Origin of the sequence: Pseudomonas sp. N040, assembly GCF_015637705.1 — a bacterium.
Taxonomy (GTDB): domain Bacteria; phylum Pseudomonadota; class Gammaproteobacteria; order Pseudomonadales; family Pseudomonadaceae; genus Aquipseudomonas.
In genome coordinates this window covers 1-17,620 of record NZ_JADOBE010000013.1, presented here as the reverse complement: position 1 = coordinate 17,620, position 17,620 = coordinate 1, and the positions used below count along the sequence as shown (strand labels likewise).

At 63.4% G+C, this 17,620-nt stretch carries 18 protein-coding genes; 9 read left to right on the top strand and 9 right to left on the bottom strand.

Annotation, left to right across the window (positions count from 1 at the left end; translation table 11 throughout):
- Positions 1 to 16: 16 nt before the first annotated feature.
- The 6 genes from ISX93_RS16245 to ISX93_RS16220 form a co-directional block, all read right to left on the bottom strand.
- The gene (locus tag ISX93_RS16245) at positions 17 to 2,005 is read right to left on the bottom strand and encodes an acetyl/propionyl/methylcrotonyl-CoA carboxylase subunit alpha (protein WP_195779808.1); all 1,989 of its coding nucleotides are present in this window, start codon (positions 2,003 to 2,005) and stop codon (positions 17 to 19) included.
- Positions 2,006 to 2,118: 113 nt separating this feature from the next.
- Complete coding sequence (locus ISX93_RS16240) at positions 2,119 to 2,916, bottom strand: enoyl-CoA hydratase/isomerase family protein (RefSeq protein ID WP_195779807.1); 798 nt, start codon at positions 2,914 to 2,916, stop codon at positions 2,119 to 2,121.
- 108 nt (positions 2,917 to 3,024) lie between these two features.
- The gene (gene atuD, locus ISX93_RS16235; RefSeq protein WP_195779806.1) at positions 3,025 to 4,185 is read right to left on the bottom strand and encodes a citronellyl-CoA dehydrogenase; all 1,161 of its coding nucleotides are present in this window, start codon (positions 4,183 to 4,185) and stop codon (positions 3,025 to 3,027) included.
- Positions 4,186 to 4,301: 116 nt separating this feature from the next.
- Positions 4,302 to 5,918, bottom strand: a complete 1,617-nt coding sequence (atuC, locus tag ISX93_RS16230) for a geranyl-CoA carboxylase subunit beta (RefSeq protein ID WP_195779805.1) — start codon at positions 5,916 to 5,918, stop codon at positions 4,302 to 4,304.
- A gap of 11 nt (positions 5,919 to 5,929) precedes the next feature.
- Entirely contained in the window at positions 5,930 to 6,796 is an 867-nt protein-coding gene (locus tag ISX93_RS16225; protein WP_195779804.1) for an SDR family oxidoreductase, read from the bottom strand.
- 154 nt (positions 6,797 to 6,950) lie between these two features.
- Complete coding sequence (locus tag ISX93_RS16220; RefSeq protein WP_195779803.1) at positions 6,951 to 8,738, bottom strand: acyclic terpene utilization AtuA family protein; 1,788 nt, start codon at positions 8,736 to 8,738, stop codon at positions 6,951 to 6,953.
- A gap of 180 nt (positions 8,739 to 8,918) precedes the next feature.
- On the opposite strand from ISX93_RS16220, the gene ISX93_RS16215 reads away from it, so the two are divergent.
- Together ISX93_RS16215 and ISX93_RS16210 are read left to right on the top strand one after the other, a co-directional pair.
- The gene (locus ISX93_RS16215) at positions 8,919 to 9,542 is read left to right on the top strand and encodes a TetR/AcrR family transcriptional regulator (protein ID WP_195779859.1); all 624 of its coding nucleotides are present in this window, start codon (positions 8,919 to 8,921) and stop codon (positions 9,540 to 9,542) included.
- A gap of 168 nt (positions 9,543 to 9,710) precedes the next feature.
- Positions 9,711 to 10,406: a substrate-binding periplasmic protein gene (locus ISX93_RS16210; RefSeq protein ID WP_308705348.1), complete on the top strand. Its 696-nt coding sequence runs from the start codon at positions 9,711 to 9,713 to the stop codon at positions 10,404 to 10,406.
- A gap of 11 nt (positions 10,407 to 10,417) precedes the next feature.
- Here ISX93_RS16210 and ISX93_RS16205 read toward each other — a convergent pair whose 3' ends face one another.
- Positions 10,418 to 10,585, bottom strand: coding sequence for a DUF2897 family protein (locus ISX93_RS16205; RefSeq protein WP_195779802.1), 168 nt, complete (start codon positions 10,583 to 10,585; stop codon positions 10,418 to 10,420).
- A 114-nt stretch (positions 10,586 to 10,699) separates the two neighbouring features.
- Here ISX93_RS16205 and ISX93_RS16200 point away from each other — a divergent pair, with 114 nt between their 5' ends.
- Both ISX93_RS16200 and pyrF read left to right on the top strand, forming a co-directional pair.
- Positions 10,700 to 11,434, top strand: coding sequence for a ZIP family metal transporter (locus ISX93_RS16200; RefSeq protein ID WP_195779801.1), 735 nt, complete (start codon positions 10,700 to 10,702; stop codon positions 11,432 to 11,434).
- Positions 11,435 to 11,501: 67 nt separating this feature from the next.
- Positions 11,502 to 12,203 carry an orotidine-5'-phosphate decarboxylase gene (gene pyrF / locus ISX93_RS16195; RefSeq protein ID WP_195779800.1) on the top strand — a complete coding sequence of 234 codons (702 nt, stop codon included), beginning with the start codon at positions 11,502 to 11,504 and terminating at the stop codon, positions 12,201 to 12,203.
- A gap of 22 nt (positions 12,204 to 12,225) precedes the next feature.
- Here pyrF and ISX93_RS16190 read toward each other — a convergent pair whose 3' ends face one another.
- Positions 12,226 to 12,663 carry a GNAT family N-acetyltransferase gene (locus ISX93_RS16190; RefSeq protein ID WP_195779799.1) on the bottom strand — a complete coding sequence of 146 codons (438 nt, stop codon included), beginning with the start codon at positions 12,661 to 12,663 and terminating at the stop codon, positions 12,226 to 12,228.
- A gap of 176 nt (positions 12,664 to 12,839) precedes the next feature.
- Between ISX93_RS16190 and ISX93_RS16185 the strand changes: the two genes are divergently transcribed.
- Entirely contained in the window at positions 12,840 to 13,598 is a 759-nt protein-coding gene (locus tag ISX93_RS16185; RefSeq protein WP_195779798.1) for an SDR family oxidoreductase, read from the top strand.
- A 66-nt stretch (positions 13,599 to 13,664) separates the two neighbouring features.
- Positions 13,665 to 14,549, top strand: a complete 885-nt coding sequence (locus ISX93_RS16180; RefSeq protein WP_195779797.1) for a bile acid:sodium symporter family protein — start codon at positions 13,665 to 13,667, stop codon at positions 14,547 to 14,549.
- A 51-nt stretch (positions 14,550 to 14,600) separates the two neighbouring features.
- Here the strand turns inward: ISX93_RS16180 and ISX93_RS16175 are convergent, their stop codons facing one another.
- A complete protein-coding gene (locus ISX93_RS16175; protein WP_195779796.1) occupies positions 14,601 to 15,041 on the bottom strand; it encodes a MarR family winged helix-turn-helix transcriptional regulator in 441 nt (146 codons plus the stop codon).
- Between the two features lie 82 nt (positions 15,042 to 15,123).
- On the opposite strand from ISX93_RS16175, the gene ISX93_RS16170 reads away from it, so the two are divergent.
- The 3 genes from ISX93_RS16170 to ISX93_RS16160 are packed head-to-tail and all read left to right on the top strand — an operon-like array spanning position 15,124 to position 17,412.
- Positions 15,124 to 16,314: an aminotransferase-like domain-containing protein gene (locus ISX93_RS16170; RefSeq protein ID WP_195779795.1), complete on the top strand. Its 1,191-nt coding sequence runs from the start codon at positions 15,124 to 15,126 to the stop codon at positions 16,312 to 16,314.
- A gap of 18 nt (positions 16,315 to 16,332) precedes the next feature.
- Positions 16,333 to 16,935 carry a glutathione S-transferase family protein gene (locus ISX93_RS16165; RefSeq protein WP_195779794.1) on the top strand — a complete coding sequence of 201 codons (603 nt, stop codon included), beginning with the start codon at positions 16,333 to 16,335 and terminating at the stop codon, positions 16,933 to 16,935.
- A gap of 48 nt (positions 16,936 to 16,983) precedes the next feature.
- On the top strand, positions 16,984 to 17,412 hold the full coding sequence (locus ISX93_RS16160; protein ID WP_195779793.1) for a hypothetical protein: 429 nt from the start codon (positions 16,984 to 16,986) through the stop codon (positions 17,410 to 17,412).
- The last annotated feature ends 208 nt before the right edge of the window (positions 17,413 to 17,620 follow it).

Sequence of the window (17,620 nt, the reverse complement as noted above, 5' to 3'; positions counted from 1 at the left end):
CCTGTGATTGGTTGAGTCAGGCCTCGGTGGCCTCGATTTCCACCAGCACCTGACGATTCTTCACCTGATCCCCCTTGCTCGCCTGCACGCGGCGGACGATGCCATCCACGCCGGCCTTGAGCGGGTGTTCCATCTTCATGGCTTCGAGCACCACCAGCAGCTGGCCCTTGGTGACCGGAGTGCCTTCGCTGACCAGTACATCGACGATGGCGCCATCCATCGGTGCTTTCACCGTGCCCGAGCTGGCGGCGTTCTGGCCGCCGGCCGGTTCGTGGGTCACGTCGGTCAGTTCCAGATTGCCGAACGGGCCGTACAGCCAGAGTTTTTCACCGTCATGCTGGTACGCCACACGGCGGCGGATGCCATCGAGTTGCAGGGTTAGCCAGCGACCGTCACTGGCCAGCAATTGCAGATCGATTTTGCTCTCGCCGACGCACGCCTGCAGCTTGGGCTGACTGCCGGCGGCTACTACGTCCAGTTCAACGGTGAACTTCTGCTCGCCCTGCTTGAGGGTGAAGCTCCAGGGAGCGCTGCCTGCGCTGCGCCAGCCGGCCAGTTCGCGCTGATGGGCGCGGGAGTTGGCGGATTCCTGATAGAGCAGGGCGGCGGCCACGGCCAGTTCACTGGCGCCGGGCAGTTGCGGAGTCAGGCTCGGGTCGTCGTTGAAGTGCTCGCCGATGAAGGCGGTGGTGGCGTTGCCTGCAGCGAATTCCGGATGCTTGAGCAGATTGGCGAGGAAGCGCTGGTTGCCGTTCACGCCCAGCAGCACGCATTCTTCGACTGCACGCACCAGCTTGCGCCGGGCTTCGTCGCGGGTGGCGCCATAGGCGATGACCTTGGCCAGCATCGGGTCGTAGAACGGGGTGACTTCCTGTCCTTCGACCAAACCGTGATCAATGCGCACGCCGTCCAGCAGCTCAGGCTCCCAGCGCAGCACTTGGCCGGTTTGTGGCAGGAAGTTCTTCGCTGAATCCTCGGCGTACAGACGCACTTCCATGGCATGCCCGCACAGCTGGATCTCATCCTGCTTGAGCGGCAGCGGTTTACCCTCGGCAGCGCGGATCTGCCAGGCCACCAGATCTTGTCCGGTGATCAGTTCGGTAACCGGGTGTTCCACCTGCAGGCGCGTGTTCATTTCGAGGAAGAAGAATTCACCGCTCTGGTCGAGCAGGAATTCCACGGTGCCGGCACCGACATAATTCACCGAGGCGGCGGCTTTGACAGCGGCCTCACCCATGGCCTTGCGCAGTTCGGGCGTCATCACCGGGCAGGGCGCTTCTTCGACAACTTTCTGATGGCGGCGCTGCACCGAGCAATCGCGCTCGCCCAGATAGACGATGTTGCCATGCTGGTCGCCGAACACCTGAATTTCCACGTGGCGTGGCTTGATCACCGCGCGTTCAAGGATCAGCTCGCCGGAGCCAAAAGCATTCTGCGCTTCGGAGCGCGCAGTGCGGATTTGCGTAGTCAGTTCACTGGCTTCATGCACCAGGCGCATGCCGCGGCCACCACCACCGGCGCTGGCCTTGATCATCAGCGGGTAGCCGATGCGTGCTGCTTCGCGGATCAGCGTTTCATCGTCCTGCTCGGCGCCTTCATAGCCGGGAATGCACGGCACTTTCGCAGCGAGCATGGCGATTTTCGACAGGCGCTTGCTGCCCATCAGGTGGATAGCTTCCACGGTCGGGCCGATAAACACGATGCCGGCCGCTTCGCAGGCACGGGCAAAGTCGGCGTTTTCCGAGAGGAAACCGTAACCGGGGTGTACTGCATCGGCGCCGGTCTTTTGTGCGGCAGCGATGATGTTGTCGATCACCAGGTAGGACTGATTGACCTGTGCCGGGCCGATGCACACGGCTTCATCGGCCAGTTGCACATGGCGGGCGCCGGCATCGGCTTCGGAATATACCGCTACCGTGCGGTAGCCCAGTTCCTTGGCGGTACGCATCACCCGGCAGGCAATCTCGCCACGGTTGGCAATCAGAATCTTGTTGAAGGCGGGCATTGGTTGCTCCTGCGATTCGTAGCCCGGATGCAATCCGGGGTTGTCGGTTCCCGGATTGCATCCGGGCTACGGTTCGATCAATTTCCTCTCCCCACAGCAGGAGAGGTAGGTGTTCATTGTGTCCAGCTGGCCGGGCGTTTCTGCACAAAGGCCATGGTGCCCTCGGTACCTTCTGCACCTGTCACGGCATTGGCAAACTGTTCTGCCGCACGATCCAGCAGACCGCTCAATGGTTCCGTTTCGGTGGCCAGCAAGAGTGCCTTGGTTCGTGCATTGGCTTGCGGAGCACATTGGCGGATCTGGCTGAGCACCTGCTGCAGGCGTGACTCGACAGCCCCTACATCCGCTTCGCTGTAATGCACCAGCCCAAGGCGTTCAGCTTCAGCACCGTTGAACCGAGCTGCAGTCAGCGCCAGACGCCGGGCCTGGGTCAGGCCGATGCGCTTGACCACAAAGGGGGCGATCTGCGCGGGCAGGATACCCAGCGTGGTCTCCGGCAGGCCAAACCTGGCCTCGGCGTTGGCAATGGCGATGTCGGAGATACAGGCCAGACCGAAGCCGCCGCCGAGCACCGCGCCTTCCAGTACGGCTACCAGCACCTGCGGTATCTGTTGTGCCTCTTCGAGCATGCTGCCGAAGGCACGGTTCAGATCACGGTAAGCCTCTACGCCTTTGCTGCGTGCGCCAGCCATGTCCTTGATATCGCCACCGGCACAGAAATGCCCGCCGGCGCCGCGCAGGACCAGCGCACGTATCTGCGGTTGTGTGTGCAGGTGGGCAAACACCGCGCGCAGCTCATGCACCATTTTCAGGCTCATGGCGTTGCGGCTGTCCGGACGGTTGAGGGTGACGTAGAGCACGCCACTTTCCAGATTCAGCAGCAGGTCTTCGCAGTTGGGTAGATCGCTCATCGGTTACTCCTGATGCCTGGGATGGGTTGAGTCGTAGGGTGCATCGCGCCTTATCGATCCACCGAAGTGCCGGTGGATAAGCCGCAAGCGGCGTTATCCACCCTACGGTCAGCCCTTCTTTTTGCCGGGCAGGGTGCCCATCAGCTTGGCGATGATGCCGAGCATGATTTCGTCGGCACCACCGCCGATGGACACCAGGCGTACGTCGCGGAAGGAGCGCGATACCGGGTTGTCCCACATGAAGCCCATGCCTCCCCAGTACTGCAGGCAGGCATCGGATACCTCACGGCCGAGACGGCCGGCCTTGAGCTTGGCCATCGAGGCCAGCTTGGTCACGTCGCGGCCCTTCACATACATTTCGGTGGCCTGATAGACCAGTGCGCGCAGGGCCTCGATTTCGGTCTGCAGTTCGGCCAGACGGAAGTGGATCACCTGGTTGTCGATCAGCGGCTGACCGAAGGTTTTGCGCTCCTTGCAGTACTCGATGGTGCTGTCGACGCAGTATTCCAGACCCTTGATGATGTTGGCCGCGCCGAACAAACGCTCTTCCTGGAACTGGAGCATCTGCATCATGAAGCCGGCGCCTTCGTGGCCGATGCGGTTGCGCTGCGGCACACGCACGTTGTCGAGGAATACCTGGGCGGTTTCCGAACTGCGCATGCCGAGCTTGTCCAGATGCGGGCTGACACTGATGCCTGGGCTGTTCATGGGAATGACGATCAGTGACTTGTTGACGTGCGGCTTGTCATCGCTGGTGTTGGCCAGACAGCACATGAAGTCAGCAGAGGGCGAGTTGGTGATCCACATCTTGCTGCCACTGATGACATAGTCATCGCCGTCTTTCCTGGCGGTGGTTTTCAGGCCTGCCACGTCCGAGCCGGCGCCGACTTCAGACACGCCGATGCAGCCAACCATGTCGCCGGCAATCGCCGGGGCAAGGAACTCTTCGCGCAGCTCATCCGAGCCGAAGCGGGCGAGGGCGGGGGTGCACATGTCGGTCTGTACGCCGATCGACATCGGGATGCCGCCGCAGCGGATGGTGCCGAACTCCTCGGCGGCAACGATCGAGTAGCTGTAGTCCAGGCCCATGCCACCGAATTTCTCGGGTTTTGAGATGCCGAGCAGGCCGAGATCACCGGCCTTCTTGAACACTTCGTGGATGGGAAATTTGCCGGCCTTTTCCCACTCGTCGACATGCGGGTTGATTTCCTTGTCGACAAAATTGCGCACGGTACGGCGTAGTTCTTCGTGTTCCTGGGTAAAGATCATTTGCATTCTCCTCGGTAAGTCTTTGGCGTAGGTTGGGTTGAGCCTGCGAAGCCCAACATTTGCGGTATCTCGTTGGGCTTCGTCGCAAGCGACTCAACCCAACCTACGGTCTCTGGTTACAGGCGGGCTACGCCGAAGCTGTTGGGTTTGAGTGGGCGGACGCTGGCTTCCGCGCAGATGTCGAGCAGGAAGCCGAGCAGTTTGCGGGTGTCTCGCGGGTCGATCAGGCCGTCGTCCCACAGGCTGGCGGTGCCGTACAGTGCGGTCGACTGGCTGTCGAGTTTCTGCGCAGTGACCATTTCCAGCATGTCGAGCATTTTCGGGTCGGCTTCCTTGCCTTCCTTGAGGTGTTTTTCTTCAGTGACGATGCGCAGCACCTTGCCAGCCTGGGCACCACCCATGACGGCGGTCTTGCTGTTGGGCCAGGCAAAGATGAAACGCGGGTCAAGGCCGCGGCCGCACATGGCGTAGTTGCCGGCGCCGTAGGAGCCGCCGACAACGATGGTCAGCTTCGGTACGCGGGCATTGGCCACCGCCTGAATCAGCTTGGAGCCGTGCTTGATCACACCGTTCTGTTCCGACTCGGTACCGACCATGAAACCAGTGGTGTTGTGGAAAAACAGGATCGGCGTGTTGCTCTGGTCACACAGCTGGATGAACTGCGCTGCCTTGGCCGCGCCGCGTGGGGTGATCGGGCCATTGTTACCGATGAAGCCGCAGGGCTGGCCTTCGATGCTCAGGTGACCGCAGACGGTCTGGCTGTCGAACTCGTTCTTGAAATCGAGAAACACCGAGCCGTCGGCGATACGGGCAATGATTTCGCGCACGTCATAGGGCTTCTTGGCATCGGCCGGAACGATCCCGAGCAGCTCTTCTGCCGGATACAAAGGTTCCTTGTAAGCGGCTTTCACCGGCGCCGGCAGCTGGGCGTTCCACGGCAGCATGCCGACAATCTCGCGGGCGATGCGTACGCCGTCGGCATCGTTTTCGGCCAGGTATTCGGCGGTGCCGGCAATCTGGGCATGCATTTCGGCACCGCCGAGTTCTTCATCCGTGGCGATCTCGCCGGTTGCCGCTTTCAGCAGCGGTGGGCCGGCGAGGAACATCTTGGCTTTGCCACGCACCACCACCACATAGTCGGACAGCCCCGGCTGATAAGCCCCGCCTGCGGTTGAAGAGCCATGCACCACGGTGATCTGCGGCAGCCCCATGGCCGACATGCGCGCCTGATTGGCAAAGCCGCGCGCGCCTTCGACAAAGATCTCGGCGGCATAGTTGAGGTTGGCGCCACCGCTTTCGGCCAGGGTGACGATTGGCAGTTTGTTCTCGAAGGCAATCTGCTGCAGGCGCAGGGATTTTTTCAGCCCGGCCGGGGAGATGGTGCCGCCCTTGATCGCGCTGTTGTTGGCGATAACCAGACAACGCACGCCCTCGATGTAGCCGATGCCGGCGATGATGCCGCCGCCGGCCATGCTGCCATCCTTGTCGTCGTGCAGCTTGTAGCCGGCCAGTGACGACAGTTCAAGGAACGGCGCGCCGGAATCCAGCAGCAGGTTGATGCGTTCGCGTGGCAGCAACTGGCCGCGCTTGACGAACTTGGCTTTGGCTTCATTGGCCTTGTCCAACACCTTCTGCTCGACTTCGCGGAAACTGGCAATGGCGGCCAGCATGGCAGCGCGGTTCTGCGCATAGCCGTCACTGTGGGCATCGATTTCAGACTGAATTACCGGCATTGCGTTGCTCCTTAACCTTTCAACACTTCGGGCAGATAAGCGCGGTGGAAACCGTTGTAGGACTCCGGTTCGATGCTCGCCTTGCCCAGCGTCCAGGCCCGTGAGCCCTGACTGGCGGCGCCGTCGATACGTACGGTATTGCCGCTGATGAAGTTGGCCCCGGGGCTGAGCAAAAACACGATGACCGCGGCGACTTCCGACTCGGTACCAATGCGTTGCAGCGGCACATGATTCTTCAGGTTGCGGATCATGGTTTTCATCGATTCGGGATAAGTATCCATGCCGCTGGAGGCGATCCAGCCCGGTGCCACGGCATTCACCCGCACACCGGCATGGCCCCATTCGTAAGCAGCGGTCTTGGTGAAGTTGTCCATGCCGGCGCGCGCGGCTCCCGAGTGGCCCATGCCGGGCATGCCGCCCCACATGTCGGCGAGCATGTTGACGATCGAGCCGCCGTGCTTGCTCATGCACTGGTTGAACACCTCGCGGGCAATCAGGAAACCGCCGACCAGGTTGTTGCGCACCACGGCTTCGAAGCCTTTCTGGTTGATCATCGACAGGGGTGCCGGGTACTGGCCGCCGGCGTTATTGACCAGGTGATGAATGCGTCCGCGTTCGGCAAGCACGGCGCTGATCATCGCCTTGACCGCTTCTTCATCGCGGATGTCGCAGGAGTGATAGCTGGCCGATCCGCCGTCGCCGATGATCTCGGCCTGAGTGGCCTGCAGCTTGTCGACGCTGCGCCCGACCAGCACCACATGGGCGCCCAGATGCGCCAGTTCATGGGCTGTGCAACGGCCGATACCGCTGCCGCCGCCGGTGACCAGGATGGTCTGGCCGCTGAACAGGCCGGGTTTGTAGATGGAGTTGTAACTCATGCTGCTGTGTCCTTCTCGTTGCCCTTCGTAGGGTGGGTTAGGCCAGAGGCCGTAACCCACCAAGCGGCCCACCGGGTCGCCGTGTTGGAGGTGCCTGCGGCACCTGTGGCGGGTTACGCCTGCGGCTAACCCACCCTACGGTTTTGCGTAAGCGTTAAAGTTTCTCGGCCAATGCCTTGGGCACCGGCACCGGAAACTCCAGCAGCTGCTGGGCAAACGCCTTGCCTTGCGGGTCGATGCGCAGGCTGGCCACGCCACCGCCGCCGAGGGCGTTTTCCAGCAGGAAATTCAAACTGTGACTGCCCGGCAGGTACCAGCGGCTGACCCTGCCGGTCTGCGGGTCCAGTATGTGCTGCAGCCATTCGGCCACAGCTGCCGGCGTCAAGGCAGCCGCGATCCATGCCAGATACGCGGGCTTTCTGGCCATCACGCCGATATTGCTGTGATTGCCCTTGTCACCGGAACGGGCCACGGCCAGCCTGACCAGCGGTACGCTGGTGTCGGCCTGGCCGTGCGGCGCTTCTGGCTGAAGATCCGGGGCGATGCCGGCCGCGTCGAAGTGCTCGAGGTGCGGCAGGCTGACTGGAATCCGCTGCGCATCCAGCGCCACTTCCAGGCTGCAGGCGGACTTGTCGGCCAGAAATGAAAACAGCCGAATGATCGGCATGACTTTCGGCCGCCCGCCGACCATCCCCGACATGCCGGGGGCCATGCCGGTGCTGGCCTGGGCGATTTCGCGGGAGAACAGTGCCAGTGCGTCTTTGCGCTTGTGCGCTACGGCCAGCTTGACGACCACTTCGCGGTTGTCGCGCTGCCGGCCATGGGCGCCGTAGGTGGTTTCGCTACCCAGCAGTTCGGTATTGACCTCGCGAAAGGGTTCCCAGCCCCGCGCGGCAAACAGCTCCTCGGCGCGGCGGATGATCGCCTGGCTGACGCGCTCGGCCTTCTGCACAGCATCGATGCCGGCCAGTAGGAAGCTGGCGGTGCAGCGGAACCCGTCCAGGTAGGTGGCGCTGACCTTGTAGCTGGCGCTGGGTGGCAGGCCTCTGGCGCCCCTTACCAGCACGCGGTTGTCGCCGACCTGGCTCAGTTCGACCCGGGTGAAGTCGCAGACCACGTCGGGCAGGAAGTAGGCACGCGGATCGCCGATCTCGTAGAGCATCTGCTCGCCAACCGTGAAGGGCGTGACCAGGCCGCCGCTGCCTGGTGGCTTGCAGGTGACGAAGCTGCCGTCAATGGCCACTTCCACCAGCGGGAAGCCGATGTGCTCGTAGTCCGGCACGCTTTCCCAGTCGGTGAAGTTGCCGCCGGTGCACTGCGCGCCGCATTCGATGATGTGCCCGGCCAGCGCGGCCTGGGCCAGCTTGTCATAGTCGTTCCAGCTCCAGCCGAACTCATGCACCAGTGCGGCACTGACCACCGCACTGTCGACCACCCGCCCGGTGATGACGATGTCGGCGCCGGCATCCAGGGCGGCGACGATGCCCGGCGCGCCCAGATAGGCGTTTACCGAGACGCAGGCGGCGGGCAGGGCCGAACCATTGAACATTTCGCGGGTGCCGGCCTGGACCAGTTCGCCGAGTTTTGACTGCAGGTTGTCGCCCTGCAGCACGGCGATCTTCAGCCGCACCCCGGCTTTCTCGCAGGCCGCCGCCAGCGCCCTGGCACAGGCGTCCGGGTTGACGCCGCCGGCGTTGCTGATGACGCGGATTTTTTTTGCGGCGATTTCACCCAGCAGCGGTGTCAGTACTTCTACAAAATCGCTGGCATAGCCGGCATCGGCGTGTTTCAGGCGCGCGCCGGCCATGATCGACATGGTCACTTCGGCCAGGTAGTCGAACACCAGGTAATCCAGCTCGGTACCGCGAACCAGCTGGGCAGCTGCGGTGGAAGTGTCGCCCCAGAAGGCAGAGGCGCAGCCGATGCGCAGGGTATTGCTCATGGAGATCGCTCGTGAGTGCCGTTGTATGGGTAAAACCATACCAAGCAAGCGCTTGGTTGACAATGGTGTGAATAAAGATTTTTTACCAAGCGCTTGCTTGGTATGCTGGGCGACACTACTTTTATAAGATCGGCGCATCAGTGCGTGACGGGCACAATTACGGGATCAGGGAAAATGAGTCTGGATGAGCGCAAGGCGCTGCAAGTCATGCATGAGCTGGTCAGTCAGGGGCTGCTGACCGATCCGGAAAGTGCGCGCGGCAAGCTGCAGCAGACGGCGGCGCACCTGTTTCGCAGCAAGGGTTTCGAGCGCACCACGGTGCGCGATCTGGCCAGTGCCGTAGGGATTCAGTCAGGCAGTATTTTTCATCACTTCAAGAGCAAGGACGAGATCCTGCGCTCGGTGATGGAAGAAACGGTGGTGTTCAATACCGCGTTGATGCGGGCGGCGCTGGCCGAGGCGAGCAACCTGCGCGAGCGCGTACTGGCGCTGATCCGCTGCGAACTGCAGTCGATCATGGGGGGCACCGGTGAGGCCATGGGAATCCTGGTCTACGAATGGCGCTCACTGTCCGACGAGGGTCGGGCCTATATCCTCAGCCTGCGCGAGACCTATGAGCAATTGTGGCTGGAGGTGCTCGGCGAGGCGCATGCAGCGGGCTTTTTCAAGGCGGACCCGTTCATCATGCGGCGTTTCCTGACCGGTGCGCTGAGCTGGACCGAGACCTGGTTCCGCGCCGACGGCCCGATGACGCTGGACCAGTTGGCCGAACAGGCACTGACCCTAGTGATCAAGGAAAGTTGAGAAAAGCCCGGAGAGTGCCTGCTTTTATCAGGTGCCTTCGCTGGATTACCCGTACAATCACAACGGTGATGTTGCGAGGTACCGGGTTTGCCCGTCTGCGCGAGAAATTGCCTGCTGCTTGTTCTGCTGCTGTTTGCCCGGCAGGCACTGGCGTACCCGGTCGTTAACGTGGGTGCCTACAATTTTCCGCCCTATATCGAAAAAGCCGAAAGCGCGCATCCCGATGGCCTGCTGGTTGATCTGCTGGCGCTACTGAATACGCAGCAGAAGGAGTTCAACTTCGTCCTGGTGCCCACCTCGGTGACCCGCCGCTATCAGGACCTGGCCTCCGGCCGCTTTGACCTGATCTTCTTCGAATCCCCCCAGTGGGGCTGGCAAGGCATGGCCCCCGAACACCTGGACCTGCAGGTGGAAGATGCGGAGGTCTACGTGGCCAAGGTGCTACCCGGGCGAGACCAGCATTATTTCGACTCCCTCACCGGCAAGCGCCTGGCCCTGTACACTGGCTATCACTACGGGTTTGCCGGCTTCAATGCCGACCGGGATTTCCTGCGCCAGCATTATCAGGCCGAGTTTTCCTACTCACATGACAGCAATCTGCTGAAAGTGCTGCACCAGCGCGCCGACCTGACGGTGATCATGAAGTCGTACCTGCAGCGGTTCATGCAGCAGAATCCGGGTTCGGCCGAGCAGTTGCTGGTGTCGGTCAAAACCGATCAGGTCTACCAACACCAGGTCCTGCTGCGCCCTGGCAGCCCGATCAGCGCAGAGCGCTTGGGTCAGTTGCTGCAGCAATTGCGTGACAGCGGCCAGTTGCAGGTCCTGCTGCAGCGCTACAAGCTCAGTGGCACGCAGGGCCACTGACAGCCCGCGATTCAGCGCTCGCGCGCGTCGCGGGCATCCTGCTCGGCATTGCGCGCCTTGATGCGCTTGAGCTGTTCGGCGTCCAGCGGCAGTTTCCTTGCGCTGTCACGCAGCAGCAGCAGGCTGCCGATGATCGAGCCGAGCGCGGCAATCATGATCAACCACGCGTACCAGGGCATAAGGGGTTACTCCAAACAGACGTATGGTTTCAACCATACGCGCGCTGGGCGCCATTGTCAGGCGCCCGTCATCCGGCGTGCCGGTTCTGCTGTGGGTTCGGGAGTCTTGGGGCTATGGCGTTATTGACGCAGGCCGGCTTGTGGGGCTGGCTGGCGGCCAGCAGCCTGTTGCTGGGCGCGCTCATCGGTTACTGGGCCCGCCTGCCGGGCAAGGTGCTGGCCTCGGTGATGGCCTATGGCAGCGGGGTGTTGATCGCTGCCCTGTGCGTCGAACAGATTCCGCTGGCGCAGGGGCTGGCCGGGCTGTGGCCGACCCTCGGCGGACTGCTGGCCGGGGGGGTGGTGTTTACCCTGGCCAGCGAAGGGCTGGATTATCTGGAACTCAAGCACCGCGCTCTGGGGGCCGCCAAGTCCGGAGTGGTCGGCCTGCTGATCGCGGCCGGGGCCTTTCTCGATGGTATTCCCGAGTCGCTGGGCCTGGGGCTGAGCCTGCTGGATGGTGGGCAGGTCAGCGTGGTCATGCTGGTCGCGATCTTCCTCTCCAACCTGCCCGAGGGCCTGGCCAGTGCGGCCGGCCTGCGCAGCGAAGGGCATGGCGCGCTGTATGTGTTCGGGGTCTGGGGCGGCATCGTGCTGCTGTCCGGCCTGGCGGCGATGGCCGGGGTCGGGCTGATGGAGAATGTGGCGCCGTTCTGGCTGGCCTTCGCCTTGGGTTTTTCCGCCGGGGCGGTGCTCTGCATGCTGGTGGACACGCTGATTCCGCAGGCCTTTGAGCGTACCCACGCGCTGACCGGGCTGATTACCCTGGCCGGGTTCATGACCGCCTTTGCCCTCAACCACCTGCTCTGAACGGCATGCCTGCGGCGCCGGCTTCCGCTACAATGCGCGCGATTTCCAAGTTGCCCGAGAACCCGCCATGGCCAGTCAGACCCCGATCATCGTTGCCCTCGATTACCCCTCCCGCGAAGCTGCCCTGGCGCTGGCGCAGCAACTCGACCCGGCGCAGTGCCGGGTCAAGGTTGGCAAGGAGCTGTTCACCCGCAGTGGTCCGGCGGTGGTCGAGGATCTGCAGCGGCTGGGGTTCGAGGTGTTTCTCGACCTGAAATTCCATGACATTCCGCACACCACGGCGATGGCGGTCAGGGCGGCTGCCGAGCTGGGCGTGTGGATGGTCAATGTGCATTGCTCGGGTGGCTTGCGCATGCTGGCAGCCTGTCGCGAGGAACTGCACAAGCGCGCCGGCAGCCAGCCGCTGCTGATCGGTGTCACCGTGCTGACCAGCATGGAGCAGGCCGACCTGGCCGGCATCGGCCTGGACATCCCGCCGCAGCAGCAGGTCCTGCGCCTGGCCGCGCTGGCCGCAGCGGCCGGGCTGGACGGGCTGGTCTGCTCGGCGCAGGAAGCCGGCGCGCTGAAAGCCGCGCATCCCCGGCTGCAGCTGGTGACGCCCGGGATCCGCCCGGCGGGCAGCGCCGCCGATGACCAGAAGCGCATCCTCACGCCGCGCCAGGCCCTGGCCGCCGGTTCGGATTACCTGGTGATCGGCCGGCCGATCAGCCAGGCCGACCATCCCGCCATGGCCCTGCAGGCGATCGCCGCCGAACTGGCCGGCGCCTGAGGCGGAGGGTTGTCGCGGCCGTTCAGCCGGCCGCGACCTCCAGCGGCTTCTTCAGGTACAGGCGCTGGTGGCCGGGCGGGCAGTCCTCGAGCACGCCCATCAGCTGGTAGCCCTGTTTCTGGTAGAACTCCGGCGCCTGGAAGCTGTAGGTGTAGAGAAACACCCCGCTGCAGCCACGCCGCCGCGCTTCGTCCTCGGCCCTGGCCAGCAGCTCGCCGCCCAAGCCTGCACCGCGCTGGCTGTGCTGCAGCCACAGGTAGTCGATATACAGCCAGCCCATGCCGGAGTGGCCGAACATGCCGCCGACCACCTGCTCCTGCGCGTCGCGCGCATACAGCTCGAAGTCCTGGTAGCCGTAGCTGCCGATCTGCGCCACGTTGAAGGCTTCCAGGCCCTGGCGGACCACCTCCATGGCCTGCGGGTCGCTGGTCAGGGTGAAACGGTAAGTGCTGGGTGCCATGCGGCCTCCTGTCTGATCGGTGCCACAGTCTAGCGATCTGCGCGGCACTCGGGCAGCCCAGGTGCGGAGCGCGCCCCATCACCTGCCTGCATGACCCGCCCTACAGCCTTCTGATAGTGCTACCCGCGGCCCGGCAGGGCTGGCTAGAGTGCCGCCACCCAACAGGAGTAACGCACATGAGCACTACGCATTCCGGGCAGGTTGCCCTCGTCACCGGCGGCGCCGCCGGCATCGGCCGGACTACCGCGGTACAGTTCGCCGCCAGGGGCATCAAGGTGGTGGTCTCGGATGTCGACGCCGAGGGTGGCGAAGCCACGGCGGCGCTGATTCGCGGGGCTGGCGGCGAAGCCTGTTTCGTGCGCTGCGATGTCACCCGCGAGAGCGAGGTTGCCGCGCTGATGGCGGCCGTGCTCGCCCGTTATGGGCGCCTGGATTACGCGTTCAACAATGCCGGTATCGAAATCGAGCAAGGCCGCCTGGCCGAAGGCAGCGAAAGCGAGTTCGATGCCATCATCGGGGTCAACGTCAAGGGCGTCTGGCTGTGCATGAAACACCAGTTGCCGGTCATGCTGGCCCAGGGCGGCGGGGCGATCGTCAACACGGCGTCGGTGGCCGGCCTGATGGCTGCGCCGAAGATGAGCATCTACTGCGCCTCCAAGCATGCGGTGCTCGGCCTGACCAAGTCGGCGGCCATCGAGTACGCGAAGAAGAAAATCCGCATCAATGCGATTTGTCCGGGCGTCATCGATACCGACATGTTTCGCCGGGCCCATGAGGCGGACCCGAAAAAAGGCGAGTTTGCCGCGGCGATGCATCCGCTGGGTCGCATTGGCAAGGCGGAAGAGGTAGCCTCCGCTGTGCTCTACCTGTGCAGTGATGCGGCGGCATTCATCACCGGGGTGGCGCTGCCGGTGGATGGTGGTGCCACGGCCTGAGCAATGCACAGGGATTCTCATCGGGCCGCTGCGGCCTTTCCAGCTGTCCTGCATGGCGAGGCCTGAATGACCAATGATCCGCTGCTGACCATCTTCCTGCCGGGCGCGCTGGGCGTGATCATGCTCGGGCTGGGCCTGTCGCTCACCCTGGCTGATTTCGTGCGGATCGCCCGGTTCCCCCGGCCGGTGCTGATCGGCCTGTTCTGCCAGGTGCTGATCCTGCCGCTGGTATGCTTCGCGCTGGTCAGCGCGGCTGGCCTGGAGCCTGCGCTGGCGGTCGGCTTCATGCTGCTGGCGGCCTCGCCGGGCGGCACCAGCGCCAACCTGTTCAGCCACCTGGCGCATGGCGATGTGGCGCTGAACATCAGCCTGACGGCAGTCAGTTCGGTGGTGGCGGTGCTGAGCATGCCGCTGATCGTCAATCTCGCCCTGGCGCACTTCATGGAAGCCGACCAGGCGATTCCGCTGCAGTTCGCCAAGGTGCTGCAGGTGTTCGTCATCGTCCTCGGCCCGGTGGCCATCGGCATGCTGATCCGCCGCTTCAAGCCCGGGTTTGCCGCCAGCATGGACAAGCCGGTGCGCTTTCTCTCCGGCCTGTTCCTGGCGCTGATCATCGTGCTGGCCTTCATCAATGACAGCCTGTCGGCGCGCGAGCATTTCGTCGAGATCGGCTTCCTGGCGCTGCTGTTCAACCTGGCCAGCATGGCGGTCGGCTACTGGGTGCCGCGCCTGCTGCGGCTGAACCTGCGCCAGTCGATTGCCATCGGCATGGAGATCGGCATCCACAACGGCACCCTGGCGATTGCCCTGGCACTCAGCCCGCTGCTGCTGAACAACCCGAGCATGGCGATCCCGGCGGCGATCTACGGCATCCTGGCGTTTTTCACCGCCGCCCTGTTCGGCTGGATGATCAATCGCCTGCATGGCCGCGAGTTGGCGGTCGGCGCCTGAGTCAGCGGCCGCACCCCGGTTGCGGCAATGCCGGGTACAGCGACAGCGTCTTCAGTGTTCGAGGCTCTGCCCGAGCGCCTGGTTGAAGGCCAGCCAGCCACGCATGGCCTCGCCGCCGGCACTGTCCAGCGCCCGTTGCAGCAGCCGCACCTGTTCCCGGCGCAAGGCCTGTTCGAGCTTTGCCCCTTCCGCGCTGAGCCCCACCTGCCGCTTGCGTTTGTCGGTGGCGGCTACGCTGCTGTGCACCAGCTGCATTTCCAGCAACTGGCGCAGCGGGATGTTGAGCGCCTGCTTGCTCACCCCGAGATAGCCGAGCAGTTCGCTGATGCCCAGTCCCGGATACTGCGCGATGAAGAACAGGATGCGGTGATGCACGCGGGACAGCCCGCGCCGCGCGAGGATTTCATCGGGCTTGGCGGTGAACGCCTGATAGGCAAAGAAGAAGTCAGCCATGGCGGCCTGCTGAACGGTTGGCGTTTTCAGGTCAATCATATTGACGTATCCATGGGGATCGGCGTAATTTCAGTCAATAAGTTTGACTCAAATTCATTGCTTCTGCATCCGGTGATACAGCATGGCCTTCTCTGAACGCGTTACCCGCCTGAAAAGCTCCCTGATCCGTGAAATCCTCGCGGCCGCGCAACGCCCGGAAGTGATGTCGTTTGCCGGCGGCCTGCCGGCGGAAGCCATGCTGCCGCAGGTCGAGTGGCAGGGCATGCCGAAAAGCATGGGCCAGTACGGCATGAGCGAGGGCGAGCCGGAACTGCGCGAGGCGATCGCCCGCGAGGCCCGGCAGCTGGGCGTGCCCTGCGATGCCAGTCAGGTGCTGATTGTGTCGGGTTCGCAGCAGACGCTGGATCTGGCGGCCAAGCTGTTTATCGATCCGGGTACCAAGGTACTGCTCGAGGCGCCGACCTACCTGGCGGCGCTGCAACCGTTCCAGCTGTTTGGCGCCGACTGCATCGCCGTGCCGCAGGAGGCCGACGGTCCGCAGCTGGAGGCGCTGCGTGCCCAGCTGGCGCGCAAGCCGGCCTTCGGTTACCTGATTCCGACCTTCCAGAATCCCTCGGCGGTGCGTTACAGCGAAGCCAAGCGCGATGCGGTGGCGGCGCTGTTCGACGAGTACGGCGTCACCCTGATCGAAGATGAGCCGTACCGCGAGCTGGTATTCGACGGCGGCAGCGCCACGCCGATTGTCAGCCGCTTGCGCACGGCCAGCTGGATCTACACCGGCACGGTGTCCAAGACCCTGCTGCCGGGCTTGCGCGTAGGCTTCCTGATCGCCACGCCGGACCTGTATCCGCTGCTGCTGCGCCTGAAGCAGGCGGCCGACCTGCACACCAACCGCGTCGGCCAGTGGCAGGCGCTGCAATGGCTGGGCAGCGAGCAATACCGCACGCACCTGGCCGAGCTGCGCGATTTCTACCGCCTGCGCCGGGATGCCATGCAACTGGCCCTGCTCGAGCATTTCGGCGAGCTGGCCGACTGGCAGGTGCCGCAGGGCGGGCTGTTCTTCTGGCTCAAGCTGAAACAGCCGCTGGATACGCGCACGCTGCTCAAGCCGGCGCTGGCGCAAGACGTCGCCTTCATGCCCGGCGAGCCGTTTTTCGTCGACCCGGACCAGCATCACGGTTATCTTCGGCTGAACTTCAGCCATGTCGCCCCCGCGCGCCTGGGTGAAGGCCTGCAGCGGCTGGCCCGGGTTATCCGCACGGCGCAGCAGGCGCAGGGGTCCACGCAGTCAGAGCCTGCCATCGCGGGCTAACAGGGAGGAGTCAGCAGCATGTACAAGGTGTATGGCGATTACCGTTCCGGCAACTGTTACAAGGTCAAGCTGCTGCTCAACCTGCTTGGCCTGCCGTACCAGTGGATAGCCGTGGATGTGCTCAAGGGCGAGACCCAGACCGCGGAATTCCTGGCGAAGAATCCGAATGGCAAGATTCCGGTCCTCGAACTGGAAGACGGCACCTGCCTGTGGGAGTCCAACGCGATCCTGAATTTTCTCGCCCAGGGCAGCGAGTTCCTCTGCAGCGAGCCGCGCCTGAGTACCCAGGTGCTGCAATGGCAGTTCTTCGAGCAGTACAGCCATGAGCCGTACATCGCCGTGGCGCGCTTTATCCAGCTGTACCAGGGCCTGCCGGAGGAGCGCCGGGCGGAATATGAAAACTGCCAGCGTGGCGGCTACAAGGCGCTGGAGGTGATGGAACAGCAGCTGCAGCGCACGCCCTATCTGGTCGGTGAGCAGTACACGATTGCCGACATCACCCTGTACGCCTACACCCATGTGGCGGCCGAAGGCGGCTTCGACCTGTCCGGTTTCCCGGCGATCAATGCCTGGCTGGCGCGGGTGGCCAGCCATCCGCGGCATGTCGGGATGTTCGACTAGAGGGGTTGCCTGTGTTAGAAGGCCAGCTGAATAACTGGAGTGCCGTTGTTGGAGATAGAGTCCATCGTCTACGGGTTTATCCGCGACTGGCCGGCAGACAATCCTGAGTCTTGCCGCCGCCGGCGCGAAACCAATCGCAGCGTTCTGCAGAGCCTGCCGGCGGGGGATGACTGGCCCTTTCTCGGGCGCGACATGTTTGCCTGCTGCGCGCAACCGGGCCCGGGCCTGTACCAGACCCAGGTGATCCATTTCGGCGCCAGCTACCAGGCCATCGAATACGAATGGAAACTCTGGGTGCAGGAGTTCGAAGCCTTGCTCGGGCGCCTGTACTGGGGCAGTGCGGTGGTGCACCTGGAAACCGAACTCAAGGGCGTGCACACCTTCCGCTGGGAGTCGGAAAACGGCTTTCACAGCCCCAATGAAGGCGAATTGCTGCTGCGCTGCAGCTGGGCCCACGAAGGCAGCCTGGGCGGCTGAGCGAATCCCTTGGTTTTATGGAAGCGTTTGGTTGTCTGTCAGGTGTTGGAAGCAGCTAATTGTTGCGACAGCAATCGGCCGATTCTGTTGAAAAAGTCGGTTTTCCCAAACGACCCATATCGTGATCTGTGAAAATGCTTTATTTGCACGTTGCTACGTGAAATCGGAGTCCAGAAGCCTCTGCCGGAAGTAAGGATTTCAATCTCAA

What these genes read in the sequence shown, in the direction of transcription:
- ISX93_RS16245 (WP_195779808.1), bottom strand. Translation starts at nt 2,005, where the DNA reads ATGCCCGCCTTCAACAAGATTCTGATTGCCAACCGTGGCGAGATTGCC.
- ISX93_RS16240 (WP_195779807.1), bottom strand. Translation starts at nt 2,916, where the DNA reads ATGAGCGATCTACCCAACTGCGAAGACCTGCTGCTGAATCTGGAAAGT.
- atuD (WP_195779806.1), bottom strand. Translation starts at nt 4,185, where the DNA reads ATGATCTTTACCCAGGAACACGAAGAACTACGCCGTACCGTGCGCAAT.
- atuC (WP_195779805.1), bottom strand. Translation starts at nt 5,918, where the DNA reads ATGCCGGTAATTCAGTCTGAAATCGATGCCCACAGTGACGGCTATGCG.
- ISX93_RS16225 (WP_195779804.1), bottom strand. Translation starts at nt 6,796, where the DNA reads ATGAGTTACAACTCCATCTACAAACCCGGCCTGTTCAGCGGCCAGACC.
- ISX93_RS16220 (WP_195779803.1), bottom strand. Translation starts at nt 8,738, where the DNA reads ATGAGCAATACCCTGCGCATCGGCTGCGCCTCTGCCTTCTGGGGCGAC.
- ISX93_RS16205 (WP_195779802.1), bottom strand. Translation starts at nt 10,585, where the DNA reads ATGCCCTGGTACGCGTGGTTGATCATGATTGCCGCGCTCGGCTCGATC.
- ISX93_RS16200 (WP_195779801.1), top strand. Translation starts at nt 10,700, where the DNA reads ATGGCGTTATTGACGCAGGCCGGCTTGTGGGGCTGGCTGGCGGCCAGC.
- pyrF (WP_195779800.1), top strand. Translation starts at nt 11,502, where the DNA reads ATGGCCAGTCAGACCCCGATCATCGTTGCCCTCGATTACCCCTCCCGC.
- ISX93_RS16190 (WP_195779799.1), bottom strand. Translation starts at nt 12,663, where the DNA reads ATGGCACCCAGCACTTACCGTTTCACCCTGACCAGCGACCCGCAGGCC.
- ISX93_RS16185 (WP_195779798.1), top strand. Translation starts at nt 12,840, where the DNA reads ATGAGCACTACGCATTCCGGGCAGGTTGCCCTCGTCACCGGCGGCGCC.
- ISX93_RS16180 (WP_195779797.1), top strand. Translation starts at nt 13,665, where the DNA reads ATGACCAATGATCCGCTGCTGACCATCTTCCTGCCGGGCGCGCTGGGC.
- ISX93_RS16175 (WP_195779796.1), bottom strand. Translation starts at nt 15,041, where the DNA reads ATGATTGACCTGAAAACGCCAACCGTTCAGCAGGCCGCCATGGCTGAC.
- ISX93_RS16170 (WP_195779795.1), top strand. Translation starts at nt 15,124, where the DNA reads ATGGCCTTCTCTGAACGCGTTACCCGCCTGAAAAGCTCCCTGATCCGT.
- ISX93_RS16165 (WP_195779794.1), top strand. Translation starts at nt 16,333, where the DNA reads ATGTACAAGGTGTATGGCGATTACCGTTCCGGCAACTGTTACAAGGTC.